General features: G+C 32.5%; 16 protein-coding genes. All 16 read left to right on the top strand.

Going from position 1 to position 15,748, the window contains the following annotated elements:
* Positions 1-14: 14 nt before the first annotated feature.
* The 16 genes from fmhC to IDG65_RS03665 all read left to right on the top strand — a co-directional run bounded on the left by fmhC (position 15) and on the right by IDG65_RS03665 (position 15,674).
* Positions 15-1,259: a FemA/FemB family glycyltransferase FmhC gene (fmhC, locus tag IDG65_RS03740; RefSeq protein WP_000673439.1), complete on the top strand. Its 1,245-nt coding sequence runs from the start codon at positions 15-17 to the stop codon at positions 1,257-1,259.
* A 172-nt stretch (positions 1,260-1,431) separates the two neighbouring features.
* On the top strand, positions 1,432-2,304 hold the full coding sequence (gene dprA, locus IDG65_RS03735; RefSeq protein ID WP_000620187.1) for a DNA-processing protein DprA: 873 nt from the start codon (positions 1,432-1,434) through the stop codon (positions 2,302-2,304).
* A gap of 173 nt (positions 2,305-2,477) precedes the next feature.
* Positions 2,478-4,553, top strand: a complete 2,076-nt coding sequence (gene topA, locus IDG65_RS03730) for a type I DNA topoisomerase (protein ID WP_001557331.1) — start codon at positions 2,478-2,480, stop codon at positions 4,551-4,553.
* A gap of 155 nt (positions 4,554-4,708) precedes the next feature.
* Positions 4,709-6,016, top strand: coding sequence for a methylenetetrahydrofolate--tRNA-(uracil(54)-C(5))-methyltransferase (FADH(2)-oxidizing) TrmFO (trmFO, locus tag IDG65_RS03725; RefSeq protein ID WP_000195254.1), 1,308 nt, complete (start codon positions 4,709-4,711; stop codon positions 6,014-6,016).
* 416 nt (positions 6,017-6,432) lie between these two features.
* Positions 6,433-7,329 carry a tyrosine recombinase XerC gene (gene xerC, locus IDG65_RS03720; protein ID WP_001015609.1) on the top strand — a complete coding sequence of 299 codons (897 nt, stop codon included), beginning with the start codon at positions 6,433-6,435 and terminating at the stop codon, positions 7,327-7,329.
* On the top strand, positions 7,326-7,871 hold the full coding sequence (gene hslV / locus IDG65_RS03715; RefSeq protein WP_000072678.1) for an ATP-dependent protease subunit HslV: 546 nt from the start codon (positions 7,326-7,328) through the stop codon (positions 7,869-7,871). Before xerC ends, hslV begins: the two co-directional genes overlap by 4 nt.
* A 65-nt stretch (positions 7,872-7,936) precedes the next feature.
* Positions 7,937-9,340: an ATP-dependent protease ATPase subunit HslU gene (gene hslU / locus IDG65_RS03710; protein ID WP_000379054.1), complete on the top strand. Its 1,404-nt coding sequence runs from the start codon at positions 7,937-7,939 to the stop codon at positions 9,338-9,340.
* A gap of 24 nt (positions 9,341-9,364) precedes the next feature.
* Entirely contained in the window at positions 9,365-10,138 is a 774-nt protein-coding gene (gene codY / locus IDG65_RS03705; protein ID WP_000055337.1) for a GTP-sensing pleiotropic transcriptional regulator CodY, read from the top strand.
* Between the two features lie 50 nt (positions 10,139-10,188).
* Positions 10,189-10,281, top strand: coding sequence for a hypothetical protein (locus tag IDG65_RS03700; RefSeq protein ID WP_031788481.1), 93 nt, complete (start codon positions 10,189-10,191; stop codon positions 10,279-10,281).
* A 198-nt stretch (positions 10,282-10,479) separates the two neighbouring features.
* Positions 10,480-11,247 (top strand): 30S ribosomal protein S2, encoded by a 768-nt coding sequence (rpsB, locus tag IDG65_RS03695; RefSeq protein WP_000268484.1) that lies wholly within the window; start codon positions 10,480-10,482, stop codon positions 11,245-11,247.
* A gap of 33 nt (positions 11,248-11,280) precedes the next feature.
* A complete protein-coding gene (locus IDG65_RS03690; RefSeq protein WP_001789890.1) occupies positions 11,281-11,394 on the top strand; it encodes a hypothetical protein in 114 nt (37 codons plus the stop codon).
* Positions 11,395-11,428: 34 nt separating this feature from the next.
* A complete protein-coding gene (gene tsf, locus IDG65_RS03685; RefSeq protein WP_000201387.1) occupies positions 11,429-12,310 on the top strand; it encodes a translation elongation factor Ts in 882 nt (293 codons plus the stop codon).
* 136 nt (positions 12,311-12,446) lie between these two features.
* Positions 12,447-13,169, top strand: a complete 723-nt coding sequence (pyrH, locus tag IDG65_RS03680) for a UMP kinase (protein ID WP_000057330.1) — start codon at positions 12,447-12,449, stop codon at positions 13,167-13,169.
* An 18-nt stretch (positions 13,170-13,187) separates the two neighbouring features.
* Positions 13,188-13,742 (top strand): ribosome recycling factor, encoded by a 555-nt coding sequence (gene frr / locus IDG65_RS03675; RefSeq protein WP_001280006.1) that lies wholly within the window; start codon positions 13,188-13,190, stop codon positions 13,740-13,742.
* 372 nt (positions 13,743-14,114) lie between these two features.
* Entirely contained in the window at positions 14,115-14,885 is a 771-nt protein-coding gene (locus IDG65_RS03670; protein ID WP_000473699.1) for an isoprenyl transferase, read from the top strand.
* A 6-nt stretch (positions 14,886-14,891) separates the two neighbouring features.
* Positions 14,892-15,674: a phosphatidate cytidylyltransferase gene (locus tag IDG65_RS03665; protein ID WP_000868412.1), complete on the top strand. Its 783-nt coding sequence runs from the start codon at positions 14,892-14,894 to the stop codon at positions 15,672-15,674.
* Positions 15,675-15,748 lie beyond the last annotated feature (74 nt).

Raw genomic sequence — 15,748 nt, 5'->3', positions numbered from 1 at the left:
CAGGACATTGAAATATGAAATTTACAACTTTAAGTGAAGAAGAATTTACCAACTACACCAAAAAACACTTCAAACATTATACACAGTCTATAGAATTATATAATTATAGAAATAAAATAAATCATGAAGCACATATTGTGGGAGTGAAGAATGATAAAAATGAAGTTATAGCTGCATGTTTATTAACAGAAGCACGTATTTTTAAATTCTACAAATATTTCTACTCTCATAGAGGCCCTTTACTTGATTATTTCGATGCTAAATTAGTTTGTTACTTTTTTAAAGAATTATCTAAATTCATTTATAAAAATAGAGGAGTATTTATTCTTGTTGATCCATATTTAATAGAGAATTTAAGAGATGCAAATGGTAGGGTAATAAAGAATTATAATAATTCAGTGATAGTAAAGATGCTAGGGAAAATTGGGTATCTCCATCAAGGTTATACAACAGGATATTCAAATAAAAGTCAAATTAGGTGGATTTCTGTATTGGATTTAAAAGATAAAGATGAGAATCAACTTTTAAAAGAAATGGAATACCAAACTAGAAGAAATATAAAAAAGACTATTGAGATTGGTGTTAAGGTTGAAGATTTATCTATTGAAGAAACAAATCGATTTTATAAATTGTTTCAAATGGCTGAAGAAAAACATGGTTTTCATTTCATGAATGAAGATTATTTTAAACAAATGCAAGAAATATATAAAGGTAAGGCAATGTTAAAGATAGCTTGTATAGATCTTAATGAATATCAAGATAAATTAAAAATACAATTATTGAAAATCGAAAATGAAATGATGACTGTGAACAGATCATTAAATGAAAATCCAAATTCTAAAAAGAATAAATCAAAATTAAATCAGTTAAATATGCAATTATCTAGTATTAATAATAGAATTAGTAAAACCGAAGAACTAATATTAGAAGATGGACCTGTTTTGGATTTAGCTGCTGCTTTATTTATATGTACTGATGATGAAGTTTATTATCTATCAAGTGGATCAAATCCTAAATATAATCAGTATATGGGTGCATATCATCTACAATGGCATATGATAAAATATGCAAAATCACATAATATTAATAGGTATAATTTTTATGGAATAACAGGCGTCTTTAGTAATGAGGCGGATGATTTTGGTGTACAACAATTTAAAAAAGGTTTTAATGCACATGTTGAAGAATTAATTGGTGATTTCATCAAACCAGTAAGACCGATTCTATTTAAATTTGCAAAACTTATTTATAAGGTTTGATTATAAAGTATGTTGGAAATTGAAATTTTAAATTCTTTCCAACATACTTTTCACTTTTAAAGTCAGTATTTTTACTCCTTAAAATAACATTACATCGACAATGTTTTTGTATTAGAAATGTAAAACAAAAATAGAATATGATTTTGTATGATTACAAAAAGGAGTTGATTTATTGATTAGACTATTTTTGCTTAAGTTATACTGGTCACACTTTTCGACTAAACAAATTCATCAATTTTTAATGGCATATCCTAATGTAATTAAAGAGGAGGGAAGAAAAAAAGATAGTTATTTATGTGAATGGGTGAATAGGGAAGAAAATGTTCATTTATTACGTAAATACTATGCTTTTATAAAACTTGATCATAACGATATTATTAAAGAACTGCAGAAATTAAAAGTAAGTTACATTACATATATGGATTCTGAATACCCAGTGCTATTAAAAGAAATATATCAATTTCCATTACTTCTTTTCTATAAAGGGAACATCAAATTAATAAATAATATGCATCATTTGGCAGTAGTAGGTGCAAGAGATTCTACAAGTTATACCCAACAGTCTTTAGAATTTTTATTATCAAATGATAAAAGCAAATATTTAACAATTGTTTCCGGCCTTGCTCAAGGAGCTGATGCAATGGCACATCAAATAGCTTTAAAATACAATCTCCCTACAATTGCAGTTTTAGCCTTTGGCCATCAAACACATTATCCCAAAAGTACATTAGCATTAAGAAATAAAATAGAAGAAAAAGGTTTAGTTATATCCGAATATCCACCACATACACCAATTGCTAAATATAGATTTCCTGAGCGCAATAGAATTATCAGCGGTTTGTCAAAAGGGGTTTTAATTACTGAGGCTAAGGAACAAAGTGGCAGTCACATCACGATAGATTTTGCATTAGAGCAAAATAGAAATGTTTATGTTTTACCTGGATCTATGTTTAATCCTATGACAAAAGGTAATTTATTACGTATCCAAGAAGGTGCTAAGGTAGTATTAAACGCTAATGATATATTTGAAGACTACTATATTTAAAACTAAAAATAACGAGTTGCTTCATATTTCTTTTGTTACCCTTTGTAATTTATTTTTTAATAAAATCTATAAAAAATAGACAGGGAAAATGATTTGTTTAGATATAAAACGTTGACAAAAGCAAAATTAAGCGTTTATCATTTATCTTTAGTAATTAGATTAGCGAGGGGGAAATGACATTGGCAGATAATTTAGTCATTGTTGAATCGCCTGCAAAAGCAAAAACCATTGAAAAGTATTTAGGTAAGAAATATAAAGTTATAGCTTCAATGGGACACGTCAGAGACTTACCAAGAAGTCAAATGGGTGTCGACACTGAAGATAATTACGAACCAAAATATATAACAATACGCGGAAAAGGTCCTGTTGTAAAAGAATTGAAAAAGCATGCAAAAAAAGCGAAAAACGTCTTTCTCGCAAGTGACCCCGACCGTGAAGGTGAAGCAATTGCTTGGCATTTATCAAAAATTTTAGAGCTTGAAGATTCTAAAGAAAATCGCGTTGTTTTCAACGAAATAACTAAAGACGCTGTTAAAGAAAGTTTTAAAAATCCTAGAGAAATTGAAATGAACTTAGTCGATGCACAACAAGCGCGTCGAATATTAGATAGATTGGTTGGCTATAACATCTCGCCAGTTCTATGGAAAAAAGTAAAAAAAGGGTTGTCAGCGGGTCGAGTTCAATCTGTTGCACTTCGTTTAGTCATTGACCGTGAAAATGAAATTCGAAACTTTAAACCAGAAGAATATTGGACTATTGAAGGAGAATTTAGATACAAAAAATCAAAATTCAATGCTAAATTCCTTCATTATAAAAATAAACCTTTTAAATTAAAAACGAAAAAAGATGTTGAGAAAATTACAGCTGCATTAGATGGAGATCAATTCGAAATTACAAACGTGACTAAAAAAGAAAAAACGCGTAATCCAGCAAACCCATTTACAACTTCTACATTACAACAAGAGGCGGCACGTAAATTAAACTTTAAAGCTAGAAAAACAATGATGGTCGCACAACAATTATATGAAGGTATAGATTTGAAAAAACAAGGTACGATTGGTTTAATAACATATATGAGAACCGATTCTACACGTATTTCAGATACTGCCAAAGCTGAAGCAAAACAGTATATAACTGATAAATACGGTGAATCTTACACTTCTAAACGTAAAGCATCAGGGAAACAAGGTGACCAAGATGCCCATGAGGCTATTAGACCTTCAAGTACTATGCGTACGCCAGATGATATGAAGTCATTTTTAACGAAAGACCAATACCGATTATACAAATTAATTTGGGAACGATTTGTTGCTAGTCAAATGGCTCCAGCAATACTTGATACAGTCTCATTAGACATAACACAAGGTGACATTAAATTTAGAGCGAATGGTCAAACAATCAAGTTTAAAGGATTTATGACACTCTATGTAGAAACTAAAGATGATAGTGATAGCGAAAAGGAAAATAAACTGCCTAAATTAGAGCAAGGTGATAAAGTCACAGCAACTCAAATTGAACCAGCTCAACACTATACACAACCACCTCCAAGATATACTGAGGCGAGATTAGTAAAAACACTTGAAGAATTGAAAATTGGGCGACCATCAACATATGCACCGACAATAGATACGATTCAAAAGCGTAACTATGTCAAATTAGAAAGTAAGCGTTTTGTTCCTACTGAGTTGGGAGAAATAGTTCATGAACAAGTGAAAGAATACTTCCCAGAGATTATTGATGTGGAATTCACAGTGAATATGGAAACGTTACTTGATAAGATTGCAGAAGGCGACATTACATGGAGAAAAGTAATCGACGGTTTCTTTAGTAGCTTTAAACAAGATGTTGAACGTGCTGAAGAAGAGATGGAAAAGATTGAAATCAAAGATGAGCCAGCCGGTGAAGACTGTGAAGTTTGTGGTTCTCCTATGGTTATAAAAATGGGACGCTATGGTAAGTTCATGGCTTGCTCAAACTTCCCGGATTGTCGTAATACAAAAGCGATAGTTAAGTCTATTGGTGTTAAATGTCCAAAATGTAATGATGGTGACGTCGTAGAAAGAAAATCTAAAAAGAATCGTGTCTTTTATGGATGTTCGAAATATCCTGAATGCGACTTTATCTCTTGGGATAAGCCGATTGGAAGAGATTGTCCAAAATGTAACCAATATCTTGTTGAAAATAAAAAAGGCAAGACAACACAAGTAATATGTTCAAATTGCGATTATAAAGAGGCAGCGCAGAAATAATATTTTTATTTCCTAGAGACAATTTAAGAATGTTAAATAGAATCATTAGTGAATCTTATTTTAAAGATAGTAATGGATTAATCTAAATAAGTGCGGATAATATAAACATAACAACATAATTAAAAGACATAAATGACAATAAAAGGAGTATAGAAATGACTCAAACTGTAAATGTAATAGGTGCTGGTCTTGCCGGTTCAGAAGCGGCATATCAATTAGCTGAAAGAGGAATTAAAGTTAATCTAATAGAGATGAGACCTGTTAAACAAACACCAGCGCACCATACTGATAAATTTGCGGAACTTGTATGTTCCAATTCATTACGCGGAAATGCTTTAACTAATGGTGTGGGTGTTTTAAAAGAAGAAATGAGAAGATTGAATTCTATAATTATTGAAGCGGCTGATAAGGCACGAGTTCCAGCTGGTGGTGCATTAGCAGTTGATAGACACGATTTTTCAGGTTATATTACTGAAACACTCAAAAATCATGAAAATATCACAGTTATTAATGAAGAAATTAATGCCATTCCAGATGGATACACAATTATCGCAACAGGACCACTTACTACAGAAACGCTTGCTCAAGAAATAGTGGACATTACTGGTAAAGATCAACTTTATTTCTATGATGCAGCTGCTCCAATTATTGAAAAAGAATCTATTGATATGGATAAAGTTTACTTAAAGTCCCGTTATGATAAAGGTGAAGCTGCATATTTAAACTGTCCTATGACTGAGGATGAATTTAATCGTTTTTATGATGCAGTATTAGAAGCTGAAGTTGCGCCTGTAAATTCATTTGAAAAAGAAAAATATTTCGAGGGTTGTATGCCTTTTGAAGTAATGGCAGAACGCGGACGCAAGACATTACTATTTGGACCAATGAAACCAGTAGGATTAGAAGATCCAAAGACTGGGAAACGTCCTTATGCAGTGGTTCAATTAAGACAAGATGACGCTGCTGGCACACTCTACAATATTGTCGGCTTCCAAACGCATTTAAAATGGGGAGCTCAAAAAGAAGTTATTAAATTAATTCCAGGCTTAGAAAATGTTGATATTGTTAGATATGGTGTGATGCATAGAAATACCTTCATTAACTCACCGGACGTATTAAACGAGAAATATGAATTGATTTCACAACCAAACATACAGTTTGCGGGACAAATGACTGGTGTTGAAGGTTATGTGGAAAGCGCAGCTAGTGGCTTAGTTGCAGGCATCAATCTTGCGCATAAAATATTAGGCAAAGGTGAGGTAGTATTTCCGAGAGAAACTATGATTGGAAGTATGGCTTACTATATTTCTCATGCTAAAAACAATAAGAATTTCCAACCTATGAATGCTAACTTTGGGTTATTACCATCTTTAGAAACTAGAATTAAAGATAAAAAAGAACGCTATGAAGCACAAGCTAATAGAGCTTTGGATTACTTAGAAAATTTCAAAAAAACTTTATAAAATAGTTAGAAAGACTAGATATGCTATTCATTCTTAAGTCATCAACGAGTAAGTAATGACTTTCTAAATGGAAAATACTTATCCTAGTCTTTTTAATTTTGGAATTGTTACGTATTTCTGACAATTGAGAATTCGCATTCAAAAAATATCTAAATAAATAACACGCAATAAGTTGATTGATGTAACATGTAAGAGAATGTTTTAAATAAACTTTATTTAAAAGACAATGAAATAATAAATGGCAAGGCTATTAATAAAGACTTTTAGTAATTAATTTAAAAAAGAGGTATTCTAATTAACAGGTTTTCCGATTAGTTACAATTATTTAATTCTCAAAAGATTTAGAATTGATTATCAAATTACTGTAAGCCCTTTGCTGTATATGCTACAATTCTTATTGATGGAGGGTAAATGTATTGAATCATATTCAAGAAGCGTTTTTAAATACATTGAAAGTTGAACGGAATTTTTCGGAACATACATTGAAATCATATCAAGATGACTTAATTCAGTTTAATCAATTTTTAGAACAAGAACATTTACAGTTGAATACTTTTGAATACAGAGATGCTAGAAATTATTTGAGCTATTTATATTCAAATCATTTGAAAAGAACATCTGTTTCTCGTAAAATCTCAACGTTAAGAACTTTCTATGAATATTGGATGACGCTTGATGAGAACATTATTAATCCATTTGTTCAATTAGTACATCCGAAAAAAGAAAAATATCTTCCGCAATTCTTTTACGAAGAAGAAATGGAAGCGTTATTTAAAACTGTAGAAGAGGACACTTCAAAAAGTTTACGGGATCGAGTTATTCTTGAATTGTTATATGCTACAGGTATCCGTGTTTCGGAATTAGTTAATATTAAAAAACAAGATATAGATTTTTACGCGAATGGTGTTACCGTGTTAGGAAAAGGGAGCAAAGAGCGCTTTGTACCGTTTGGTGCTTATTGTAGACAAAGCATCGAAAATTATTTAGAACATTTCAAACCTATTCAGTCATGCAATCATGATTTTCTTATTGTAAATATGAAGGGTGAAGCAATCACTGAACGCGGTGTACGATATGTTTTAAATGATATTGTTAAACGAACAGCAGGCGTAAGTGAGATTCATCCCCACAAGCTCAGACATACATTTGCAACGCATTTATTGAATCAAGGTGCAGACCTAAGAACAGTACAATCATTATTAGGTCATGTTAATTTGTCAACAACTGGTAAATATACACACGTATCTAACCAACAATTAAGAAAAGTGTATCTAAATGCACATCCTCGAGCGAAAAAGGAGAATGAAACATGAGTAATACAACATTACATGCAACAACAATTTATGCTGTAAGACATAATGGGAAAGCAGCTATGGCTGGAGATGGGCAAGTAACGCTTGGTCAACAAGTCATCATGAAACAAACGGCAAGAAAAGTGCGACGTTTATATGAAGATAAAGTGTTAGCTGGTTTCGCAGGTAGTGTAGCAGATGCGTTTACGTTATTTGAAAAATTCGAAACAAAATTACAACAGTTTAGTGGTAACTTAGAAAGAGCTGCTGTTGAATTGGCACAAGAATGGCGAGGCGATAAACAATTACGTCAATTAGAAGCTATGCTAATTGTAATGGATAAAGATGCTATTTTAGTTGTCAGTGGAACTGGCGAAGTTATTGCCCCAGATGATGACCTTATCGCTATTGGATCAGGAGGCAACTACGCATTAAGCGCAGGACGTGCATTGAAACGCCATGCATCGCATTTGTCTGCTGAAGAAATGGCATATGAGAGCTTGAAAGTAGCGGCTGATATTTGTGTCTTTACCAACGATAATATTGTTGTCGAAACACTATAATAATCAGAGCACGATAAATAATTACGAGCAATTAATTTTAGTTAAAAGACGGAGGAATGAAATTAATGGATACAGCTGGAATAAGATTAACTCCAAAAGAAATCGTATCTAAATTAAATGAATACATCGTTGGACAAAATGATGCTAAACGTAAAGTGGCAATTGCCCTACGTAATCGATACAGAAGAAGTTTATTAGATGAGGAATCAAAGCAAGAAATTTCACCTAAAAATATTTTGATGATTGGACCAACCGGCGTTGGTAAAACTGAAATTGCAAGAAGAATGGCCAAAGTTGTCGGCGCACCATTTATAAAAGTAGAAGCTACTAAATTTACTGAGGTAGGTTATGTAGGACGAGATGTTGAAAGTATGGTTAGAGATCTTGTTGATGTTTCAGTAAGGTTAGTCAAGGCGCAGAAAAAATCATTGGTACAAGATGAAGCAACAGCTAAGGCTAATGAAAAACTTGTTAAGTTATTAGTTCCAAGTATGAAAAAGAAAGCATCTCAAACGAATAATCCTTTAGAGTCACTTTTCGGAGGTGCAATTCCAAATTTCGGACAAAATAACGAAGATGAAGAAGAACCACCTACTGAGGAAATTAAAACAAAACGTTCTGAAATTAAGAGACAATTAGAAGAAGGCAAACTTGAAAAAGAAAAGGTAAGAATTAAAGTCGAACAAGATCCTGGTGCTTTAGGTATGCTAGGTACAAATCAAAATCAGCAAATGCAAGAGATGATGAATCAATTAATGCCTAAAAAGAAAGTTGAGCGAGAAGTTGCTGTTGAGACGGCAAGGAAAATACTAGCTGATAGTTATGCGGATGAACTAATTGATCAAGAAAGCGCTAACCAAGAAGCACTTGAATTAGCAGAACAAATGGGTATCATCTTTATAGATGAAATCGACAAAGTTGCGACGAATAATCATAATAGTGGTCAAGATGTCTCAAGACAAGGTGTTCAAAGAGATATTTTACCTATACTTGAAGGTAGCGTTATTCAAACCAAATATGGTACTGTGAATACTGAACATATGCTGTTTATAGGTGCTGGAGCTTTCCATGTATCTAAGCCGAGTGACTTGATACCAGAATTGCAAGGTCGTTTTCCGATTAGAGTTGAACTTGATAGTTTATCGGTAGAAGATTTTGTAAGAATTTTGACAGAACCAAAATTGTCATTAATTAAACAATATGAAGCATTGCTTCAAACAGAAGAAGTTACTGTAAACTTTACCGATGAAGCAATTACTCGCTTAGCTGAGATTGCCTATCAAGTAAATCAAGATACAGACAATATTGGTGCACGTCGACTTCATACAATTTTAGAAAAGATGCTAGAAGATTTATCATTCGAAGCACCAAGTATGCCGAATGCAGTTGTAGATATTACCCCACAATATGTTGATGATAAATTAAAATCAATTTCAACAAATAAAGATTTAAGTGCATTTATTCTATAAAAATATACAAAAGGAGAAAAATTCATGAGCTTATTATCTAAAACGAGAGAGTTAAACACGTTACTTCAAAAACACAAAGGTATTGCGGTTGATTTTAAAGATGTAGCACAAACGATTAGTAGCGTAACTGTAACAAATGTATTTATTGTATCGCGTCGAGGTAAAATTTTAGGATCGAGTCTAAATGAATTATTAAAAAGTCAAAGAATTATTCAAATGTTGGAAGAAAGACATATTCCAAGTGAATATACAGAACGATTAATGGAAGTTAAACAAACAGAATCAAATATTGATATCGACAATGTATTAACAGTTTTCCCACCTGAAAACAGAGAATTATTCATAGATAGTCGTACAACTATCTTCCCAATTTTAGGTGGAGGAGAAAGATTAGGTACATTAGTACTTGGTCGAGTACATGATGATTTTAATGAAAATGATTTGGTACTAGGTGAATATGCTGCTACAGTTATTGGTATGGAAATCTTACGTGAGAAGCATAGTGAAGTAGAAAAAGAAGCGCGCGATAAAGCTGCTATTACAATGGCAATTAATTCATTATCTTATTCTGAAAAAGAAGCAATTGAACATATCTTTGAAGAACTTGGCGGTACGGAAGGCCTATTAATCGCATCAAAAGTTGCAGATAGAGTTGGTATTACTAGATCTGTAATTGTAAATGCACTACGTAAATTAGAAAGTGCTGGTGTAATTGAATCACGTTCTTTAGGAATGAAAGGTACTTTCATTAAAGTTAAAAAAGAAAAATTCTTAGATGAATTAGAAAAAAGTAAGTAAAACGATGAGTCTGGGGCATAATTCAATGTCCTAGTCGTGACGATGTTATCTTGGCAGTAGTCAACGAAATGACTTTGATGATTATGTTGAAGTCATTTCTTTATTTTTGTCTAATTTTCAATCAAATTGATATTCCACATTAACATGATAGAATTACCTTTAAATTTATGAAAAAATGCTTGAAAAACATTTGCTTTAGACACGGCATTATGTTATATTTATTTTCGGCTATAAAGCCAATACACACATATCAAACGTGATTGTGTAAAGGGTGCAATATTTGTATATTGTCTTTACAATAGTTTGCTATGGAGGTAATTAACCAATAGGAGGAATTTATAATGGCAGTAATTTCAATGAAACAATTACTAGAAGCGGGTGTTCACTTCGGTCACCAAACACGTCGTTGGAACCCAAAAATGAAAAAATATATCTTCACTGAGAGAAATGGTATTTATATCATCGACTTACAAAAAACAGTGAAAAAAGTAGACGAGGCATACAACTTCTTGAAACAAGTTTCAGAAGATGGTGGACAAGTCTTATTCGTAGGAACTAAAAAACAAGCACAAGAATCAGTTAAATCTGAAGCAGAACGTGCTGGTCAATTCTACATTAACCAAAGATGGTTAGGTGGATTATTAACTAACTATAAAACGATCTCAAAACGAATCAAACGTATTTCTGAAATTGAAAAAATGGAAGAAGATGGTTTATTCGAAGTATTACCTAAAAAAGAAGTAGTAGAACTTAAAAAAGAATATGACCGTTTAATCAAATTCTTAGGCGGAATTCGTGATATGAAATCAATGCCTCAAGCATTATTCGTAGTTGACCCACGTAAAGAGCGTAATGCAATTGCTGAAGCTCGTAAATTAAATATTCCTATCGTAGGTATCGTTGACACTAACTGTGATCCTGACGAAATTGACTACGTTATCCCAGCAAACGACGATGCTATCCGTGCGGTTAAATTATTAACTGCTAAAATGGCAGATGCAATCTTAGAAGGTCAACAAGGCGTTTCTAATGAAGAAGTAGCTGCAGAACAAAACATCGATTTAGATGAAAAAGAAAAATCAGAAGAAACAGAAGCAACTGAAGAATAATCAACTGTTGAATCTGACTTAGATATAGTTTAAATGGGTGATAAGATATTAATGCTTATCACCTTTTTTAAAAAGAAAATCGAGGCAAATTACAAATATTCAATTAGAGTATTGGCAATCTTGCCTATAATAATGCTAAAATCATAATATATAAAATGATAACTTATTGGAGGAATAATGAATGGCAACTATTTCAGCAAAACTTGTTAAAGAATTACGTGAAAAAACTGGCGCGGGTATGATGGATTGTAAAAAAGCGCTAACTGAAACTGATGGTGACATCGATAAAGCGATTGACTACCTACGTGAAAAAGGTATTGCTAAAGCAGCTAAAAAAGCAGACCGTATTGCGGCTGAAGGTTTAGTACATGTAGAAACTAAAGGTAACGACGCAGTTATCGTTGAAATCAACTCTGAAACAGACTTTGTTGCTCGTAACGAAGGTTTCCAAGAGTTAGTTAAAGAAATCGCTAATCAAGTATTAGATACAAAAGCTGAAACTGTTGAAGCTTTAATGGAAACAACTTTACCAAATGGTAAATCAGTTGATGAAAGAATTAAAGAAGCAATTTCAACAATCGGTGAAAAATTAAGTGTTCGTCGTTTTGCTATCAGAACTAAAACTGATAACGATGCTTTCGGCGCTTACTTACACATGGGTGGACGCATTGGTGTATTAACAGTTGTTGAAGGTTCAACTGACGAAGAAGCAGCAAGAGACGTTGCTATGCATATCGCTGCAATCAACCCTAAATATGTTTCTTCTGAACAAGTTAGCGAAGAAGAAATCAACCACGAAAGAGAAGTTTTAAAACAACAAGCATTAAATGAAGGTAAACCAGAAAACATCGTTGAAAAAATGGTGGAAGGACGTTTACGTAAATACTTACAAGAAATTTGTGCTGTAGATCAAGACTTCGTTAAAAACCCTGATGTAACAGTTGAAGCTTTCTTAAAAACAAAAGGTGGAAAACTTGTTGACTTCGTACGCTATGAAGTAGGCGAAGGTATGGAAAAACGCGAAGAAAACTTTGCGGATGAAGTTAAAGGACAAATGAAATAATCTGTCATAAAGTAAAACAAGGAAGAAGACACCTTTAATGTTGCTTTATTAAAATGTAAATCATTCTAATAAAACGACAACTGTGTCTTCTTTACTTGTATATGTTACATATATTCACGATAGAGAGGATAAGAAAATGGCTCAAATTTCTAAATATAAACGTGTAGTTTTGAAACTAAGTGGTGAAGCGTTAGCTGGAGAAAAAGGATTTGGCATAAATCCAGTAATTATTAAAAGTGTTGCTGAGCAAGTGGCTGAAGTTGCTAAAATGGACTGTGAAATCGCAGTAATCGTTGGTGGCGGAAACATTTGGAGAGGTAAAACAGGTAGTGACTTAGGTATGGACCGTGGAACTGCTGATTACATGGGTATGCTTGCAACTGTAATGAATGCCTTAGCATTACAAGATAGTTTAGAACAATTGGATTGTGATACACGAGTATTAACATCTATTGAAATGAAGCAAGTGGCTGAACCTTATATTCGTCGTCGTGCAATTAGACACTTAGAAAAGAAACGTGTAGTTATTTTTGCTGCAGGTATTGGAAACCCATACTTCTCTACAGATACTACAGCGGCATTACGTGCTGCAGAAGTTGAAGCAGATGTTATTTTAATGGGCAAAAATAATGTAGATGGTGTATATTCTGCAGATCCTAAAGTAAACAAAGATGCGGTAAAATATGAACATTTAACGCATATTCAAATGCTTCAAGAAGGTTTACAAGTAATGGATTCAACAGCATCCTCATTCTGTATGGATAATAACATTCCGTTAACTGTTTTCTCTATTATGGAAGAAGGAAATATTAAACGTGCTGTTATGGGTGAAAAGATAGGTACGTTAATTACAAAATAAATTTAGAGGTGTAAAATAATGAGTGACATTATTAATGAAACTAAATCAAGAATGCAAAAATCAATCGAAAGCTTATCACGTGAATTAGCTAATATCAGTGCAGGAAGAGCTAATTCAAATTTATTAAACGGCGTAACAGTTGATTACTATGGTGCACCAACACCTGTACAACAATTAGCAAGCATCAATGTTCCAGAAGCACGTTTACTTGTTATTTCTCCATACGACAAAACTTCTGTAGCTGACATCGAAAAAGCGATAATAGCGGCTAACTTAGGTGTCAACCCAACAAGTGATGGTGAAGTGATACGTATTGCAGTACCTGCCTTAACAGAAGAGCGTAGAAAAGAGCGCGTTAAAGATGTTAAGAAAATTGGTGAAGAAGCTAAAGTATCTGTTCGAAATATTCGTCGTGATATGAATGATCAGTTGAAAAAAGATGAAAAAAATGGCGACATTACTGAAGATGAGTTGAGAAGTGGTACTGAAGATGTTCAGAAAGCAACAGACAATTCAATAAAAGAAATTGATCAAATGATTGCTGATAAAGAAAAAGATATTATGTCAGTATAAAACTAATATACAATGACATATTAAAATGCCAGTATTAAACGATAATGTAACATTTAAAATGGGCATGTTTAATTAAATCAAAGATGCATGTGATAATTTAAATTCACAATGAGCATAAAAATGGTGTTTAAACAAGTTAATTAAACATATACTTTATAAATAATAGGCATTAGGTATATTGCTATAATAAAGTTATGTAATTTTTAACCTCAGTATGTATGTCACATTTCTGGTGTAAACTGTACCGAGTCAGACTTTGGTACAGTTTTTTTATTTGCTTATTCAATGCATTAAATGAGTATGATAAAATGATAATGATTGTTTAGTAACTTATACTATATGACAGAGATGATCAGGCTCGGAGGAAAGACCATGTTTAAAAAGCTAATAAATAAAAAGAACACTATAAATAATTATAATGAAGAATTAGACTCGTCTAATATACCTGAACATATCGCTATTATTATGGATGGTAATGGGCGATGGGCTAAGAAGCGAAAAATGCCTAGAATTAAAGGCCATTACGAAGGTATGCAAACAATAAAAAAAATTACTAGGATAGCTAGTGATATTGGTGTTAAGTACTTAACTTTATATGCCTTTTCCACTGAAAATTGGTCAAGACCTGAAAGTGAAGTAAATTATATTATGAATTTGCCTGTCAATTTCTTAAAGACATTCTTACCGGAACTAATTGAAAAAAATGTCAAAGTTGAAACAATTGGATTTACTGATAAGTTGCCAAAATCAACGATAGAAGCAATTAATAATGCTAAAGAAAAGACAGCTAATAATACCGGCTTAAAATTAATATTTGCAATTAATTATGGTGGCAGAGCAGAACTTGTTCATAGTATTAAAAATATGTTTGACGAGCTTCATCAACAAGGTTTAAATAGTGATATCATAGATGAAACATATATAAACAATCATTTAATGACAAAAGACTATCCTGATCCAGAGTTGTTAATTCGTACTTCAGGAGAACAAAGAATAAGTAATTTCTTGATTTGGCAAGTTTCGTATAGTGAATTTATCTTTAATCAAAAATTATGGCCTGACTTTGACGAAGATGAATTAATTAAATGTATAAAAATTTATCAGTCACGTCAAAGACGCTTTGGCGGATTGAGTGAGGAGTAGTATAGTATGAAAGTTAGAACGCTGACAGCTATTATTGCCTTAATCGTATTCTTGCCTATCTTGTTAAAAGGCGGCCTTGTGTTAATGATATTTGCTAATATATTAGCATTGATTGCATTAAAAGAATTGTTGAATATGAATATGATTAAATTTGTTTCAGTTCCTGGTTTAATTAGTGCAGTTGGTCTTATCATCATTATGTTGCCACAACATGCAGGGCCATGGGTACAAGTAATTCAATTAAAAAGTTTAATTGCAATGAGCTTTATTGTATTAAGTTATACTGTCTTATCTAAAAACAGATTTAGTTTTATGGATGCTGCATTTTGCTTAATGTCTGTGGCTTATGTAGGCATTGGTTTTATGTTCTTTTATGAAACGAGATCAGAAGGATTACATTACATATTATATGCCTTTTTAATTGTTTGGCTTACAGATACAGGGGCTTACTTGTTTGGTAAAATGATGGGTAAACATAAGCTTTGGCCAGTAATAAGTCCGAATAAAACAATCGAAGGATTCATAGGTGGCTTGTTCTGTAGTTTGATAGTACCACTTGCAATGTTATATTTTGTAGATTTCAATATGAATGTATGGATATTACTTGGAGTGACATTGATTTTAAGTTTATTTGGTCAATTAGGTGATTTAGTGGAATCAGGATTTAAGCGTCATTTCGGCGTTAAAGACTCAGGTCGTATACTACCTGGACACGGTGGTATTTTAGACCGATTTGACAGCTTTATGTTTGTGTTACCATTATTAAATATTTTATTAATACAAGCTTAATGCTGAGAACAAATCAATAAACGTAAAGAGGAGTTGCTGAGATAATTTAATGAATCTCAGAACTCCTTTTGAAA

This window comes from Staphylococcus sp. EG-SA-17 (assembly GCF_017151845.1).
GTDB classification, from domain to species: domain Bacteria; phylum Bacillota; class Bacilli; order Staphylococcales; family Staphylococcaceae; genus Staphylococcus; species Staphylococcus aureus.
This window is presented reverse-complemented; position numbering and strand designations above follow the sequence as displayed.